Origin of the sequence: Kitasatospora sp. NPDC097643 (genome assembly GCF_040302625.1) — a bacterium.
In the GTDB taxonomy this organism is placed as follows: Bacteria; Actinomycetota; Actinomycetes; order Streptomycetales; family Streptomycetaceae; genus Kitasatospora.
In genome coordinates, this window is sequence record NZ_JBEOSA010000049.1 from 40,864 (window position 1) to 56,475 (window position 15,612).

A 15,612-nucleotide genomic window follows, 5' to 3' on the forward strand; every position below is an offset into this window, starting at 1 on the left:
GCCCGGTCAGCGCAGGTCGAGCCACATGGTGATCTCGTCCCGCTCGTCGCCGGGGGCGACCCGGATCGCGGCCGGCACCCGGCCGACCTCGCGGTAGCCGCTGCGGGCGTAGAAGTGCTCCAGGCCGTGCCCGCCGCGCGCGGTCAGCCGCAGGCTCTGCAGGCCCCAGTCGCGGGCGACCCGCTCGGCCTCGGCGAGCAGCTGGGCGCCGTAGCCGAGGCCCTGGAAGTCGGGGTGCACCATGACCCGCTTGAGCGTCCGCCAGTGTTCCATCAGTTCGAAGCGCATCGACTCGAAGAAGAGCACCCCGACCAGCCGGCCGGTCGCGGTCTCGTGGGCGACCAGCAGCCGGTCGGGGCCGTCCGGATCGGTCCCGGCGAACTGCCGGTCGGCGGAGTCCCAGACCTGGTCCTCCGTCACCGGGGGCACGAAGCCGACCGCGCCACCGGCGTTGCTGACGTCCATCCAGAGCCGGACGACGGCGGTGCGCAGGTCGGGGTCGGGCTTCGGGTCCAGCGTGAAGGTGAGGGTCATGAAGCGGAGCCTAGCGATCCGCTACGACAGGACCGGAACCGCCCGCTCCGGCCGCCCGGTGCGCAGCGCCAGGCAGAGCCCGACGGCGATCGCGCACAGGGCGCCCGCGCCGTACCAGGTGAGGTCGTAGTTGCCGAGCGCGTCCCGGGCCAGGCCGGCCAGCCCGGCCACCAGGGCCGCGCCGATCTGGTGGCTGGCCAGTACCCAGCCGAAGACGATCGGCGCGTCCTCGCCGAAGTGCCGGCGGCAGAGCGCGACGGTCGGCGGGACGGTGGCCACCCAGTCCAGGCCGTAGAAGATCACGAAGGCCAGGATCGGCGGCTGCGGCGAGCCGGCGAGCAGCTGCGGCAGCAGGAGCAGCGAGAGCCCGCGCAGGCCGTAGTAGACGACCAGCAGGATCCGGGAGTCGACCCGGTCGGTGAGCCAGCCGCTGAAGATCGTGCCGATCACGTCGAAGACGCCGATCAGGGCGAGCAGGCTCGCGGCGGTAGTGACCGGCATGCCGTGGTCGTGCGCGGCCGGGATGAAGTGGGTGCCGACCAGGCCCGCGGTGGTCGCGCCGCAGATCGCGAACGAGCCGGCCAGCAGCCAGAACGCCCGGGAGCGGGCGGCGCCGCGGAGCACCCGCAGCGAGCGGGTCAGGGCGCGCGCGTCGGCCACCGGGGCGGGCGGGGCCTCGGTCGCGCCGTACGGGAGCAGGCCGAGGTCGGCGGGCCGCTCGCGCATCAGCAGCAGGACCGGGACGGCGACGGCGCTGGCGGCGAGCGAGACCACGATCACCGCCGAGCGCCAGCCGTGGTGTTCGACCAACCAGGCGCCGACCGGCAGGAAGACCAGGTTTCCGGCTGCCCCGGCGGCGGTCAGCACCCCGGTGACCAGGCCCTGGCGGGCCCGGAACCAGCGGCCGGTGACGGTGGTGGCGAAGGCGCCGGCCATCGAGCCGCTGCCGAGGCCGACCAGCACGCCCCAGCAGAGCACCAGTTGCCAGGGCTGGCGCATCAGCATGGTGAGCCCGGCGCCGACCGAGATGGTCAGCAGCGCGCAGACCACCACCAGGCGGACGCCGAAGCGGTCCATCAGGGCGGCGGCGAAGGGGGCGGTGAGGCCGTAGAGGGTGAGGTTGACGGAGGTGGCGCTGGAGATGGTCCCGAGCGACCAGCCGAACTCGTTGTGCAGCGCGTCCATCATCAGGCTCGGTGTGGAGCGGAAGCCGGCCGAGCCGAGCAGGACGAGCAGCGAGACGCCGGCCACCACCCAGGCGTAGTGCACGCGGGGGCCGGCGGGGCGGGCGGGAGTGCTGGTGGGGGCGGTCGCGGGGTCCGGGGCGAGGGCGTTCCGTTCGGTCACGCGGACGAGTGTCCCGGGGCGCGGCGGCCGGCGACGAGTGGCCTGACTGACAGCTTTCGCAAGGATCGGGCCACGGCCCGGCGTACGCTGGCCCGCAGCAGCAGCGGCGAAGGAACCGGCGCACCGGAACACCGGAGCATCGGAAATCCGGAGCACCTGAGCACCGGAGAACGGGAGGAACGGCATGGCGCACCTGGTCGCGGTCCTGGCCCTGGACGGGGTGATCGCCTTCGAACTGGGCATCCCCGCCCGGATCTTCGGCGGCGCCAAGGACCGGCACGGCCGCCCGCTGTACCAGGTGGCCACCTGCACCCTGGACGGCCGGCCGGTCGCCACCAGCGCCGACTTCCGGGTCGCGGTGGAGCACGGCCCGGAACTGCTGGAACGGGCCGACACCGTGGTGATCCCGGCCTCCGCCGACAGCAGCCCGGCGCGCCCCGACGCCGCCTTCACCCCCGAACTGGCCGCCGCCCTGGCCCGGATCCGGCCCGGTACCCGGCTGATGTCGATCTGCACCGGCTCGTTCCTGCTGGCCGCCGCCGGGCTGCTGGACGGCCGCCCGGCCACCACGCACTGGCGCTACACCGACCGCTTCGCCGAGCTGTACCCGCGGGTGCGGCTGGACCCCGACGTGCTGTACACCGACGACGGCGACGTCCTGACCTCCGGCGGGGTGGCCGCCGGGGTGGACCTGTGCCTGCACGTGGTCCGGCGCGACCACGGCAGCGCGGTGGCCAACGCGGTGGCCCGCAACTGCCTGGTGCCGCCGTGGCGTGAGGGCGGCCAGAAGCAGTACGTCGAGGCCCCGAGCCCGGTGGACTCCGGCACCCACGGCACCGCCGCGGTGCGCGCCTGGGCGCTGGAACACCTGGACCGGCCGCTGGCCCTGCGCCAGCTCGCCGACCGGGCGGGCATGAGCGTGCGGACCTTCACCCGGCGCTTCCGCGAGGAGACCGGCGCCAGCCCCGGCCAGTGGCTCACCGTGCAACGCACCGAACGGGCCCGCCAGTTGCTGGAGCGCACCGACCTGACGATCGACCAGGTCGCCCGGGAGTCCGGCTTCGGCACCGCGGCCTCGCTGCGGCTCCAGCTGCGCGGCCGGCTGGACGTGGCGCCGAGCGTCTACCGGCGGACCTTCCGTGCGGTCGAACCGCCGACGGAACGGGCGAGTTGAGCCCACTGGCCGGAAAGCGCCGCACCTGGACGGTGAACGGGACGACGAAAGGGACGGCGGCGAGCCGCGCGCACCCCCAGCGCGGCACGGCCCGCCGCCATCCCCTCGCGACGCACGGGCCCTGAACCCGCGCACGCCCTCCGCACTCGCCAAGGAGCAACCCCCGACCGGCAGTCCACGGCCCCCCTGCTGGCACGATCCCCCTGGACAGCAGCACCGCGGCGGCGTTCGGGTGTCCCTCGGCGTCCCCTCGCGACGAAGAGCTGCACCCAAGCGTGATCAGTCGGATACGTCACGTCAATGGCTAGTCCGAAATTCGGAATGGTTGCGTCAACTTTCGGCCCGTTGATCGCTGTCGGGGCCACCGGGGCTCCGGGGCGGGGGTCAGCGGGCGGGGGGGTCAGCGGGGGGTTACTGCGCCAGCGCCGCCCAGTCCACCGCGGCCAGCGGGTCGGTCGGCCGGGCGTCGGCGCCGATCTCGCACCAGACCCGCTTGCCCGAGCCGTCCGGGTACCAGCCCCAGCGGTCGCAGAGCAGCTCGACCAGCTCCAGGCCGCGCCCGTTGGTGGCGTCCTCGTCCGCCCCGGCCCGGCGCGGACAGGGCGCGGACTGGCTGGCGTCGGCGACCTCCACCCGCAGCGGGCCGGCCGGCTCCGCGCCGCCCGCCGGGGTCTCGTCCACCGGCAGACAGAGCCGCAGCACGGCCGGACAACCGGTGTGCACCACGGCGTTGGTGACCAGTTCGGAGACGACCAGCACCACCGTCTCGGCGATCGGCGCGTCCGGGTCCACGCCGTGGTTCAGCAGCCGCGAGCGCACCCACCGACGGGCCCGGCCGACCTCGGCGGGGTCCGCCTGCACCGCCAGCTGCACCTGAAGAACCTGCACCGCTCCACCACCTGCACTCGCAGTTCGGCCATCGTCCCGATCGGGCCGGGTCGGCCGGCCGGCGGGCCTTCGCACGTCGCCCGGCGCCACCCGGACCCTCAACCGGGCTCTCGCCCGACGCTCACCCGGCCTGTCCGCCCGCGCCGCCTCGTCAGTCGCGCACTGGCCGCGACACGAATACGCCTCAGGATGAGTCGGCCGACGAACCGCAGCAAGCGCTTCGGGCATATTCCAGCGATCGGGGGACAGGGCAGTGCATACTGTCCCGTTCACGCTCGCGAGCCTCGCACCGGCGCTCGTCCGGGCCCGGCCGACCTGCCGGTTCCGCAGTGGCGAACCTACCGCCGCACACCCCCGACACCCGGCCCGCCACTCGCGAACCACCCGTGCGACATATGTCCGACCGCCTTCGAACAGCGGCTTCGACGGACCGTCCCACGAGCGGACCGTCGAACCATGTGACGATCCGCCGGACCGGGCCCCGGACCCGTTCCGAACTCCGCTCCGGACCGCGCTCCGATCGCCGTTCCGGAGCCCGCTCCGATCGTCGTCGCGATCTCCGTCGCGATCTTCGGGGATTGCTCCCGCCGCCGGTCGGGCGCAGGATACCGTTGAGTACGCCAGCGGACCTGGGCACAGGAGGGTGGTTCCCGATGGCCACCCCGGACGGCACCCCCCGCTGGGACGAGCAGCTGCAACGACGCCTCGCCAGGGGCGAGGAGACGGCGCTCGGCGAACTCTACGACCAGCTCGCGCCGATGGTGCACGGCCTGGCCGGGCGCGTCCTGGCCGACCAGGCCGCCGCCGGTCAGCTCACCCGGGAGATCTTCGCCCACGTCTGGGAGCACCCCGAGGAGTTCGACCCCGCGCGGGGCTCGCTGCGCTCCTGGCTCGGCGCGCTCACCCACCGCCGCGCCGTCGACCGGCTGCGGGCGCGGCGCGCCGCCGAGTACGGCCCGGCGGGCGCCCCGGACGCCCCGCCGGGCGCGGGCGGCGCGAACGCGGGCGCGGCCGAGGCGGAGATCCGCACCGTGGCCACCGCCGCGCGCATGCAGTACGTGGTCGACTCCCTGCCCCAACCCCTGCGTGAGACCATCGCGGTGACGTACTACGACGGCCGCACCTACCGGGAGACGGCCCGTCTGCTCGGCATCAGCGAGCAGGCCGCCAAGCAGCGGATGCGGCTCGGCCTGGAGCTGCTGGCCACCGAACTGGCCGCCGAACCGGCCGAGCAGCACGCCGAGGAGAACGCCCGCCAGGACACGGCCGAACCGGACGGGTCCGAGCCGGACCGGTCCGGACCGGACACCGACGACCACGGGGAAGGGGGCACGTGACGACCACCGAGGAGCAGCACGACGCCCACCGCTCGCTGCTCGGCGCCTGGTCCCTCGGCGCCTGCCCGGGCGAGGAGGCCGCCGAGCTCGAACAGCACCTGCGCGGCTGCCCGGAGTGCGCCGCAGAGGCCGCCCGGCTGCGCGAGGCGGCCGGCTGGCTCGCCCTGGACGAACCGCTCGACCAGCCCGGCCCGCTGCGCCAGCAGGTGCTCGACTGGTGCCTGGCCCGCCGGCCGGCCGAACTGCCCGTCCCCGCCTGGGGTCTGCCGTACGGCGCGGAGACCGCCAAGCTCGACGCGCTGCTGCGCGACCTCGGCCCGGAAGAGTGGCAGGAGGTGGCCGAACTGCCGTGGCACGGCGGCGTCCAGCACCTGCGCCCGGCCGAGGTGCTGGGCCACCTCACCGCCGTGGACGGCTACCTGGCCCGCGCCCTCGGCCTGCCCGACCCGGTGCCCGCGGCCCCGGGCGGCGCGCCCGCGCCGGCCGAACGGCGGGTGCCGCCGCAGGAGTCGGCCGGGCCGGCCCCGGTGCCCCGGGTACCACCACAGGGCGGCCGGTACGCCGGGATCACCGGGCGCACCGCCCGGCTGGTCGCCGAACAGGCCGGTCTGCCACCGCAGTCGGTGCGCGCCCGGTGGCGGCGGCAGACCCACGACCTGGTCCGCAGCGCCGCGCTGGCGCCGCAGGGCAACACCCCCGTCGACTACGGCTTCGTGACCCTGCCGCTGCGCGACGCCTTCGTGGACCGCGCCTTCGTCTGCTACGCGCACGGCGAGGACGTGGCCCGCGCGGTCGCCTACCCGTACGACCCGCCGGCACCCCAGCACCTGCGGCAGATGGTCGACCTGGCGGTGCGGATGCTCCCGCAGGCGCTGGCCGGGCTGCGGGCGGCCCGGGGTGACCGGAGCGTCCGGGGTGACCGGGGTGACCGGGGTGACCTGAACATCCGGGGTGCCCGGGGCCGCCGGCTGCGGCTGGTGGTCGACGGCCCGGCGGCCGGCGAGTGGCTGATACCCCTGGACGGCCCGGACCCGGGCCCGCCCGGCGGTGAGCCGGTGGCCTCGATGGTGCTGGAGGGCCTGGAGCTCTGCCAGCTGGCCGCCGCGCACCGTGACCCGGACCGGCTGCCGGTCGGCGAGCACGGCGACCGGGCCGCGATTCGCGAGGTGCTGCACGCGCTGCCGCTGCTGTCCCGGCCCTGAGCCCGGCACCGCAACGCACCGCAACGGACCGGACCGGACCGGACCGCAACGGACCAGAATGGAGGGATTACCCGAAGACGACCGTCCGGCTGCCGTTGAGCAGCACCCGGTGCTCGCTGTGCCACTTCACCGCGCGGGCCAGCGCCTGGCACTCGACGTCCCGGCCGAGCGCGACCAGCTGGTCCGGGGTGATGTCGTGGGTCACCCGGGCCACCTCCTGCTCGATGATCGGGCCCTCGTCGAGGTCGGCGGTGACGTAGTGCGCGGTGGCGCCGATCAGCTTCACGCCGCGGGCGTGCGCCTGGTGGTAGGGCTTGGCGCCCTTGAAGCTCGGCAGGAAGGAGTGGTGGATGTTGATCACCCGGCCGGACAGCGCGGTGCACAGCTGGTCCGAGAGCACCTGCATGTAGCGGGCCAGCACGACCAGTTCGACGTTCTCCTTGGCGACCAGGTCCAGCAGTTGCTGCTCCGCCTCGGCCTTGGTGTCCCGGGTGACCGGGATGTGGTGGAACGGGATGCCGTAGCTCTCGGTCAGGTCCCGCAGGTCGGTGTGGTTGGAGACCACCGCGGCGATCTCCACCGGCAGCGCGCCGATCCGGGTGCGGTAGAGCAGGTCGTTGAGGCAGTGGCCGAACTTGCTGACCATGAGGACGATCCGCATCCGCTCCTCGGTGGGGTGGATCTGCCAGTCCATCCCGAACGAGGCGCCGATCGCGGCGAAGCTGGCCCGCAGCTTGTCCACGGTGACCGGCTCGACCGCGGAGAAGTGCACCCGCATGAAGAACAGTCCACTGTCGCCGTCCCCGAACTGCTGGCTGTCGATGATGTTGCAGCCGGTCATGAAGAGGTAGCTGGAGACGGCGTGGACGATGCCCTGCTTGTCGGGGCAGGACAGCGTGAGGACGTACTGGGCGCTGGCCGGCTGCTGGTCCACTGGGGGTATCCCGTCCTGAGGTCGTGCGGATGCCTACGGATGCTGAATGGTCCAGCGTGTCACATCCTGGACGGTCGCCGTCCCGCTGCCCGTACTGCGGGACGGCGCTGCTCAGGGCCCGGGCCGGGGGCTGGGGGCCGCGGACTCAGACCTGGGTCAGGATGCGCAGCACGTCCAGCGACTTGGGCGGCGCCTGCGGGTCGTCCCCGTCGTTGCCGGCCAGCGTGAGGTGGGCCTCGCGCGCGGCCCGGACGGCGTCCGGCCAGCCGGGGTGGCCGAGGTAGGCGGAGGCGGGGGCGTCCGCGCCGACCTCGTGCAGCAGCCGGACCACCCGCAGGACGGCGACGTCGACGAGGGCGGCCTCGGTCGAGTCGCGGAAGATCGTGCCGACGTACTTCTCGGCCGACCAGCGGTCCAGCCAGGTGTCCTCGACGAGGCGGTAGACGGCGTCGGTCACGTCGCCGTACCCCTCCCGGCCGGTGAGCCAGGTCTCCTGCTGGAACCCGAGGTCGGACAGCATGTGCAGCGCCGAGCGCAGTCGGGCGCGCCAGCGCCACCAGGGCAGGTCGTTGAGGGGCATGGCGCCCATGGTGCTGGAGCGGTGGCCCGGTCGAGAAGAGTTTCGAGCAGACCGGTGCGAAGAATCTGTGCTGGCGGACATGGACAGCGATCGTACGTTCCCCCTTCGTTCGTACTCCACTCCCGATCTACACGCGTACCGCTCCGCTATTAGGTGTCCGTTTCCCGGCCGTTCATTTTTCGGCCCTCTCGCCTTGTGCCGCCAGGGCTTGGCTGAATCCGGTGCGCCGGAGTGCGCGCCAGAGAGGGAAGACCAATGACCAGCCGAAGGGACACGTTCCGGCCCCGGCCGGTGCCCGTGCGACCGCGCCGTCGGCGCCCGGTCGCCGCCGCCGCGACCGCCGCAGCCCTGCTCCCCACCCTCTTCTCGGCCTCCGCGTGCGGCGGACCGGCCGACGCCTCGACCAGCAACGGCGAGCTCACCGTGATGACCTGGGCCCCGGCCGGCACCGGCTCGGCCGACCGCCCCGGCATGACCGCGCTCGCCGAGGCGATCGGGCGCGACGTCAACCTCAAGGGCGGGTTAAACGGCCGCCAGTTGCGCGTGCTCACCTGCAACGAGCACAACACCGTCGAGGGCGCGACGGCCTGCGCCCAGCAGGCGGTGGACGCCAAGGCCGTCGCCGTGATCGGCTCCTACAGCCAGTGGGGCGACCGCTTCATGCCGGTGCTGGAGCGCGCCGGCATCCCGCTGATCGGCGGCTACGGCCTCTCCCAGCCCGAGTTCAGCAGCCCGCTGTCGTACCCGGTGGACGGCGGCATGCCCGCGCTGATCGGCGGCAGCGGCCGCCAGCTGGTCGAGGCCGGCTGCAAGAGCGTCGCGCTGGTCCGCCCGGACACCCCGGCCGGCGACAACCTGCTCGGCTACCTGGCCAACGCGCTCAAGCCGGCCGGGCTCAAGCTGCTCGACGTCAAGGCCCCCGAGAAGTCCTCCGACTACACCCCGGTGGCCCGCAAGGCGATCGGCAAGGACGAGGCCGGCAACTGCATCACCAGCGCCCTCGGTGCCGAGCCGACCGGCAACCTGCTGGACTCCTACCGGCGGCTGAACCCCAGGAACACCCGGATCGCCTCGGTGATCGGCAGCGTGCAGCAGTCGGTGGTCGACTCCACCGGCGGCGACACCGGCCCGCTGGCCGGCGCCTACGTCACCAGCTGGTACCCGCCGGAGTCGGCCAAGGTCTGGGACGGGCTGCGCGCGGTGGTGCGCGCCGACACCACCGGCGGCCGGACCATCGACGTGTCCGACCCGGGCGTGCAGACCACCTGGGTCTCGTACGAGGTGTTCCGGGCGGTCGTCGAGAAGCTGGACGCGGCCGGCAAGCAGATCACCTCGAAGTCGGTCTCCGGGCTGCTGGACACCGGCGAGGGCATCGACGTCGGCCTCACCCCGCCGCTGAACTGGGGCACCACCAACATGCTGCCCAGCACCGAGTCCCCGCGGCTGGTCAACACCTGGGTCACCTACCAGGTGGTCAAGGGCGGCCGGATGACCCTGCAACAACCGGGCTTCGTCGACGTCCGCTGGGTCCTCACCGGCGGCCACCCGCCGGCCTGAGCCCGGATCCCACGGGACGGGCCGCTCCACCGGCCCGTCCGCCCGTCGCCCGTCCGCCCACCGCCCGCGCCTACAGGTCCCCGTCGCCGCGGGTGGGCAGCCCGGTCTGGCCGGCGATCACGTTCCACAGGGTGGACGCCTGCTTCTTGGCGGTGGTCGCCGTGCCGCTCGCCTGGACGGCGTTCTTGTAGTGCTGGTTGTCCAGCTTCTTCGGGTCGCAGGCGCCCGGGGCCTGGGAGTCCTGCGCCCAGGCCGCGTACTCGTCGTCGGCCTGCGCCGAGGCCGTCCAGGCCGCGTTCAGCTGGTCGACCAGTTGCTGGCCGCCGGGCAGCTTGTCCGTCTTCAGCTGGCCGAGCTTGGTCTGCAGCTCGCGCCGCTTGCCGGCGGCCCCGGTGAGCGCCTGCTGCGAGTCGGGCAGCTTGTCGCACTTCTGCACCGAGCCGACCGCGCCGATCACCGCCGCGCGGCTGTCGCTCGCGGTGCCCAGCAGGTCCGACAGCGGCTGCGCCTGGGCCTGGACCTCGGGGTTCACGGTGGCGGCGGCCGCGCCGCTGGCACTGGCCGGGCCGGGGGCGGCGCTGCCGGTGGCGGCCACCGGGGTGTGCTTCGGGTCGGCCTTGGTGTCGTTGTCCCCGCCCATCAGCACGGCGACCAGGATGCCCGCCGCCGCGCAGCCGGCCACCACCCCGCCGATGATCAGCTTCGGGGACGGGCGGCGGCTCCCGCGGTCGATCGTCTGGGTGTTCTCCCAGATCCGGGGGTCGCAGCCGAGCGCGGGCTGCTGCGGGTAGCCGGCCGGCGGGTAGCCCGGCTGGCCGGGGTCCGGCTGCGGCACCGGGGCCGGCCCGGGCTGCGGGTAGCCGGGCTGCGCCTGCGCGGCCGGGTAGCCGCCGTGCGGGTCGGCGACCGGGTACGGCGGGAGGTGCTGCGTCTGCGGGGCCTGCTCGTGCTGCGCGGGCCCGTAGCCGGGCTGCGGCGCACCGGCCCAGGGCGCGGCCTGCTGGGCCGGCACGGCCTGGGTGGGCATCGCGTGCGCGGCCTCGCCGAGGTACTCCGGCTGCCCGGACGGCTGGCCCACCGGCGGCAGCGGCGGCTGGCCGTGCGGGCCCGGCTGGCCCGGCTGGCCCTGGGGCTGCTGGCCGGGCTCGGGGCGGAACAGGTCGTCCAGGTTGAAGTCACCCGAGTTGGGGTACGAGCGGCGCTGGCTCAACGCGATTCCTCACCTGTGCACGACCGCGCGCTGACGGCGGACCACATCTCGTCGGTTCTTGGGAGCATCACAGTTCCTTGGACGTCGCGCCCACGCTACCGGTTCGCCGAACCGGGTGACCACGTGGGCGGGACATCCCTCACGCTCCCCGCACGGGGCGTTACGCGGCCTCGGCGTCCGCCCTGGCGTGGAACTCGCGGACCACCCGCTGCTCGCGGAACGGCTCCAGTCGGCGCCGGAACTCGTCCAGGTACTCCACGCCCCGGTTCGACCGCAGCCCGCTCAGCAGCCGCACCGCCTGGGCGCCCGTCTCGCAGGCGCGCTCGACGTCCCGCTGCTGGAGCTGCGCCGTGGCGAGCAGCACGAGGTCCACCGCGCGGCGCCGGACCCGGGTCGGCGGGTGCAGGTCGAGCGCCCGGCGGGCGTAGTGCTCGGCCGGTCCGGCCTGTTCGAGGTCCCGGTGGCAGTGCGCCAGCTCGTCCGCGAGGTAGGCGTCGTCGAAGTGGGCGATCCAGTCCGGGTCGTCCTCCGGGCGGCGCTTCGCCATCATCTCCAGTGCCTTGGCCGCCACCGCCTCGCAGGAGCGGGCGTCCCCGAGCAGGGCGTGACCGCGGGCCTCGGCGGCGTAGAACATCGCCATCGCCGTCGGGGTGGCGACGGTGCGGGCGCCCTCCTGGGCGGCGCGGGCGAGCTGGGCGATCTCGCGCGGGTTGCCGAGGGTGGCCGCCAGGTGGCTCATCGAGGCCGCGAGCACGTAGCCGCCGTAGCCGCGGTCGTCGGCCGCCTGGGCCAGCCGGAGCGCCTGGATGTAGTAGCGCTGGGCCAGGCCGGGCTGTCCGGTGTCCACCGCCATGTAGCCCGCCAGCTCGGTCAACCTGGCGACGGCGGCGAAGAGTTGACGCCCGGTCTCGTCCCGGTACGAGCCGCCGAGCAGGCCGGACACCACCGAGTTGAGGTAGTGCACGACCACCGGGCGGACGTGCCCGCTGCCGAAGCGGTGGTCCAGGTCGACCAGCATGGTGGTGGTCGCCCTGATCGCGGCCACGTCGGTCGGGCCGACCCGGGGCCCGCCGGTGCGGGCCACCACCGGGTCGGGCGGGGTGATCAGCCAGTCCCGGCTGGGCTCCACCAGCGCGGAGGCGGCGACCGTCGCCCCGGTCAGGAAGTCCCGCCGGCCGACGTCGCTGCGCCAGAGCTCGCAGACCTGCTCCAGGGCCCCGTTCAGGGTGGGCGCGAACTGCAGGCCGATGCCGGAGCTGAGGTTCTTGCCGTCGGCCATGCCGATCTCCTCGACCGACACGCTGCGCCCGAGCTTGCGGCCCAGCGCCTCGGCGATCACCGCCGGCGCCTGCCCGCGCGGCTGCTGCCCGCGCAGCCACCGCGCGACGGAGGTCTTGTCGTACCGCAGGTCCAGGCCGTGTTCGGCGCCGCAGAGGTTGACCCTCCGGGCCAGGCCGGCGTTGGAGCAGCTGGCCTCCTGGATCAGTTGCTGCAGACGCTCGTTGGGCTGTCGTGCGACGAGTGGTCTCGCGGCCATTGGGCTTCGCCTCCCCACACCCTCCGGTCCCGGCCGGCGGGCGACGATTCTGCTGATCTGTTGCCGACTGTCCGACCGTCCAAGGAATCTGACACCAGGTTAGCGATCAGCAACGCCAGCGGGATACCCACGGTGACGATCCCCACCCCCCGCGCGCCCTGGTAAATGCTCCTGTGCGCCCCCACTGCGCCCGTCCCCGCCCGCTCCAGCGCGGTTGGGTAACCGGTTCGGGTGACATTGGCGGGATGCGCCCATCCGGCTTCCGCCGGGCCGTAACCAGCCTCACACACGGTAGTTGAGCAGCGTGTGGAAGACATCCCCGACTCCCCCGACCAGGGCAAGAACGCCGGACTGCCCCCGCTGCTCATCGAAGCCGTCAGCTACGCCGAGAACCGCCACTGGGAGGTCGCCCCGGGCGCCTGGCTGATCGACGGCGACGGGCCCGCCCGCTGCTCCTGCGGCGACTTGCGCTGCCCGCTGCCGGGGGCCCACCCGCTGGACGCGGACTGGGCCCGCAAGGCGAGCGCCGGCCCGGGTGCGGTGCGGCGCTGGTGGACCGAGCGGCCGCAGGCCTCGATCCTGCTGCCCACCGGCCGCTCCTTCGACGTCCTGGACGTCCCGGAGACGGCCGGCTGCCTGGCGCTGGCCCGGATGGAGCGGATGGACCTCCAGCTCGGTCCGGTCGTGGTGCTGCCCGCGGCGCCCGGGCGGATCGGGCGGCGGCTGCACTTCCTGGTGCTGCCCGGGGTCGCGGCCAAGCTGCCGGAGATGCTCCGCAAGCTCGGCTGGCCGCCCGGGCGGCTCGACCTGGTCGCCCGCGGCGAGGGGGACTGGACGGTCGCCCCGCCGTCCCGGATCGGCGGCACCGGCTACGCCCAGTGGGCCCGCTCCCCCTCGGCGCTCAACCGCTGGCTGCCGGACGCCGCCGAGCTGATCAGCCCGCTCGCGTACGCGTGCGGCCGGGAGGCGCCCTCGGCCCGCCCCCAGCCCGCCCAGCCGGCGGCGGTGCACTGAGCGGCGGTGCACTGAGCGGGAGCGACGGGGAAATCACCGTCCCGTGAACGGCCGCCCTCCGCCGATCGGGTGAGGGCGTGCAACGCGCGACACCCCGCGCGGCGACTGACGGGCCTTGTCTCCCACCGGAGACGGGGCCCGTCAGACGCATGTCCGGATAAGGCCTCGGTGTACCCGCTGGTCAACGGCGAAAGCCGCCCGGACGAGTGACAACGCTCAAGGATTGCCATGATCGGCCGAGGGGAGGATTTGCGGTGCGAGGGGACGCCGGAAGGGTCGCTCGGACGGGGAAGCCGGGCGAGGCGGTCGGAGGGGAAACCGGGAGGGACGGAGGGGACGGAGGGGAACGGGAGGGGTGGAGGGGAACGGGAGGGAAGAGGGGAGGACGAGAAGGGCCCGCTGCACGGGGAGCAGCGGGCCCTGATCGTTCGTCCGTGCGGCGGGCTCAGGCCTGGGCGACGAAGACGTGCTGGGCGATGTCCTTGCCCAGCTCCGCCGCGTTCTCCCCGGTGCCGACCAGCACACCGCCGACCCCGGCGCTCACCTGGACGGTGGAGCCCGGCCGGACCCCGGCCCGGCGCAGGGTGCGCATCAGTTCGCCGTCGGTCTGGATCGGCTCGCCGATCCGGCGGACCACGACGCTGGCGCCGTCGTCGCCCGGCTGGACGGTGTCCAGCGGCACGAGCGCCGCGTCGAAGCCCTCGCCCTCGGCCTTGGCGTCGCCCAGCTCGTCCAGGCCCGGGATCGGGTTGCCGTACGGGGACTGGGTGGGGTGGCCGAGCATGGCGAGCACCTTGCGCTCGACCGTCTCGCTCATCACGTGCTCCCAGCGGCAGGCCTCCTCGTGGACCTGCTCCCACTCCAGGCCGATCACGTCGACCAGCAGGCACTCGGCGATGCGGTGCTTGCGCATGACGCGCACCGCGAGCCGGCGGCCCTCCTCGGTGAGTTCGAGGTGGCGGTCCCCGGCGACCTGGAGCAGCCCGTCGCGCTCCATCCGGCCGACCGTCTGGCTGACCGTGGGGCCGCTCTGCTCCAGGCGCTCGGCGATCCGGGCGCGCATCGGGGTGATGCCCTCCTCCTCCAGCTCCAGGATGGTGCGAAGGTACATCTCAGTGGTGTCGATCAGCCCAGACATCGCCGCTGGCTCCGTTCCTCGGTGTCCTCACGCCAATTCTGACGTACCGGGGCGGGAACCGGGCCCGCCCGGGGCCCCGTGACAGCGGTTTTCGTTCCTGTTGACAGCGGCGCCGCCGAGGCAGCACCGTGCTCGCCGTAGCTTTCTCCACTGGCGGTCTGGACCACCGGACCGCCCCACCCGGCCGGCTCCCCCACCGGCAGAGAGCGAAGGCAACAGATGAACGACCTGGTCGGCCGCTATTTCGACGCCGCGGTCTCGCACCTCCAGCGGGTCCGCGAGGAGGAGGCGGACACCATCGAGGCCGCCGCCGCGCTGCTCGCGCAGGCGGTGGCCGAGGGCCGCCGGGTGTTCACCTTCGGCGCCGGGCACTCGGCGCTGCCGGCCCAGGACGTGGTGTACCGGGCCGGCGGGCTGGTGCCGGTGAACCTGCTGAACGTCCCCGGGATGGCCGGGGTGACGGTGATGCCCGCGCCGCTGTCCAGCGCGCTGGAGCGGGTTTCCGGCCTGGCCACCACCACCCTCGACCTGACCCCGGCCACGGCGGGCGACCTGCTGTTCGTGATCTCGCTGTCCGGCCGCCAGATGATGCCGGTGGAGCTGGCCCGGTACGCGCGGGACCGCGGGCTGAAGGTGGTCGGGGTGACCTCGCTCGCCTACCCGGCCGAGGTGCCCTCGGCGCACCCGTCCGGTACCTACCTGAAGGACCACTGCGACGTGGTGCTGGACAACAAGATCGCGGTCGGGGACGGCGAGCTGACCCATCCGGGCGCGGAGACCACCTTCGGCCCGGTGTCCACGATCGTCACCAGCGCGCTGATGCAGGCCGTGGTGGCCTCGGCGGTCGGCCGGCTGGCGGACGCGGCGGCCGCCGGCACCGCCGCCGCCCCGCCGCTGTTCCGCTCCGGCAACGTCCCGGGCGGCACCGAGTGGAACGCCAAGCAGATGGCCGACAACGCGGACCGGGTCTTCTACACCTACTGATCCACCGCACTGCACAGGCAGGACACCGGTACCGGCGGGGCACCCGTACCGGTGGGGCACTCCCGGCCACCGCCCGTGCCGGTTCGCCTACCGAACGTACCGGGCCCGGACAATCCACCGGGGCTTCCCGGCCATTGCGGGCGGCCCCGGCCCGGCGCAGGCGTACCGGGAAGCCG

Annotated in this window: 14 protein-coding genes; 6 read left to right on the forward strand and 8 right to left on the reverse strand. The window is 74.0% G+C overall.

Going from position 1 to position 15,612, the window contains the following annotated elements; translation table 11 throughout:
* Positions 1-6: 6 nt before the first annotated feature.
* A complete protein-coding gene (locus ABTY15_RS27085) occupies positions 7-534 on the reverse strand; it encodes a GNAT family N-acetyltransferase (RefSeq protein WP_350600727.1) in 528 nt (175 codons plus the stop codon).
* Between the two features lie 21 nt (positions 535-555).
* Positions 556-1,881: an MFS transporter gene (locus ABTY15_RS27090; protein ID WP_502893597.1), complete on the reverse strand. Its 1,326-nt coding sequence runs from the start codon at positions 1,879-1,881 to the stop codon at positions 556-558.
* Positions 1,882-2,065: 184 nt separating this feature from the next.
* On the opposite strand from ABTY15_RS27090, the gene ABTY15_RS27095 reads away from it, so the two are divergent.
* Complete coding sequence (locus ABTY15_RS27095) at positions 2,066-3,055, forward strand: GlxA family transcriptional regulator (protein WP_350600733.1); 990 nt, start codon at positions 2,066-2,068, stop codon at positions 3,053-3,055.
* Positions 3,056-3,466: 411 nt separating this feature from the next.
* Here ABTY15_RS27095 and ABTY15_RS27100 read toward each other — a convergent pair whose 3' ends face one another.
* A complete protein-coding gene (locus ABTY15_RS27100; RefSeq protein ID WP_350600736.1) occupies positions 3,467-3,943 on the reverse strand; it encodes an ATP-binding protein in 477 nt (158 codons plus the stop codon).
* A 653-nt stretch (positions 3,944-4,596) separates the two neighbouring features.
* On the opposite strand from ABTY15_RS27100, the gene ABTY15_RS27105 reads away from it, so the two are divergent.
* Positions 4,597-5,280, forward strand: coding sequence for a sigma-70 family RNA polymerase sigma factor (locus ABTY15_RS27105; RefSeq protein WP_350600739.1), 684 nt, complete (start codon positions 4,597-4,599; stop codon positions 5,278-5,280).
* On the forward strand, positions 5,277-6,482 hold the full coding sequence (locus ABTY15_RS27110; RefSeq protein ID WP_350600742.1) for a zf-HC2 domain-containing protein: 1,206 nt from the start codon (positions 5,277-5,279) through the stop codon (positions 6,480-6,482). The genes ABTY15_RS27105 and ABTY15_RS27110 overlap by 4 nt, the downstream gene beginning before the upstream one ends.
* A 67-nt stretch (positions 6,483-6,549) precedes the next feature.
* Here ABTY15_RS27110 and purU read toward each other — a convergent pair whose 3' ends face one another.
* Both purU and ABTY15_RS27120 read right to left on the reverse strand, forming a co-directional pair.
* A complete protein-coding gene (gene purU / locus ABTY15_RS27115; protein ID WP_350600744.1) occupies positions 6,550-7,416 on the reverse strand; it encodes a formyltetrahydrofolate deformylase in 867 nt (288 codons plus the stop codon).
* Between the two features lie 145 nt (positions 7,417-7,561).
* Positions 7,562-7,996 carry an SCO4402 family protein gene (locus tag ABTY15_RS27120; protein WP_350600747.1) on the reverse strand — a complete coding sequence of 145 codons (435 nt, stop codon included), beginning with the start codon at positions 7,994-7,996 and terminating at the stop codon, positions 7,562-7,564.
* Positions 7,997-8,251: 255 nt separating this feature from the next.
* On the opposite strand from ABTY15_RS27120, the gene ABTY15_RS27125 reads away from it, so the two are divergent.
* The gene (locus tag ABTY15_RS27125; RefSeq protein WP_350600749.1) at positions 8,252-9,553 is read left to right on the forward strand and encodes an ABC transporter substrate-binding protein; all 1,302 of its coding nucleotides are present in this window, start codon (positions 8,252-8,254) and stop codon (positions 9,551-9,553) included.
* 70 nt (positions 9,554-9,623) lie between these two features.
* On the opposite strand, the gene ABTY15_RS27130 is transcribed toward ABTY15_RS27125, so the two are convergent.
* Both ABTY15_RS27130 and ABTY15_RS27135 read right to left on the reverse strand, forming a co-directional pair.
* Positions 9,624-10,763: a hypothetical protein gene (locus tag ABTY15_RS27130; protein ID WP_350600751.1), complete on the reverse strand. Its 1,140-nt coding sequence runs from the start codon at positions 10,761-10,763 to the stop codon at positions 9,624-9,626.
* A gap of 160 nt (positions 10,764-10,923) precedes the next feature.
* Positions 10,924-12,300 (reverse strand): NsdA family TPR-like regulatory protein, encoded by a 1,377-nt coding sequence (locus ABTY15_RS27135; RefSeq protein WP_350600754.1) that lies wholly within the window; start codon positions 12,298-12,300, stop codon positions 10,924-10,926.
* A gap of 306 nt (positions 12,301-12,606) precedes the next feature.
* On the opposite strand from ABTY15_RS27135, the gene ABTY15_RS27140 reads away from it, so the two are divergent.
* On the forward strand, positions 12,607-13,314 hold the full coding sequence (locus ABTY15_RS27140) for a bifunctional DNA primase/polymerase (RefSeq protein ID WP_502893598.1): 708 nt from the start codon (positions 12,607-12,609) through the stop codon (positions 13,312-13,314).
* 445 nt (positions 13,315-13,759) lie between these two features.
* Here ABTY15_RS27140 and ABTY15_RS27145 read toward each other — a convergent pair whose 3' ends face one another.
* Positions 13,760-14,452, reverse strand: a complete 693-nt coding sequence (locus ABTY15_RS27145) for an iron-dependent transcriptional repressor DtxR (RefSeq protein WP_350600756.1) — start codon at positions 14,450-14,452, stop codon at positions 13,760-13,762.
* A gap of 219 nt (positions 14,453-14,671) precedes the next feature.
* On the opposite strand from ABTY15_RS27145, the gene ABTY15_RS27150 reads away from it, so the two are divergent.
* Positions 14,672-15,436, forward strand: coding sequence for a sugar isomerase domain-containing protein (locus ABTY15_RS27150; RefSeq protein ID WP_350600758.1), 765 nt, complete (start codon positions 14,672-14,674; stop codon positions 15,434-15,436).
* The last annotated feature ends 176 nt before the right edge of the window (positions 15,437-15,612 follow it).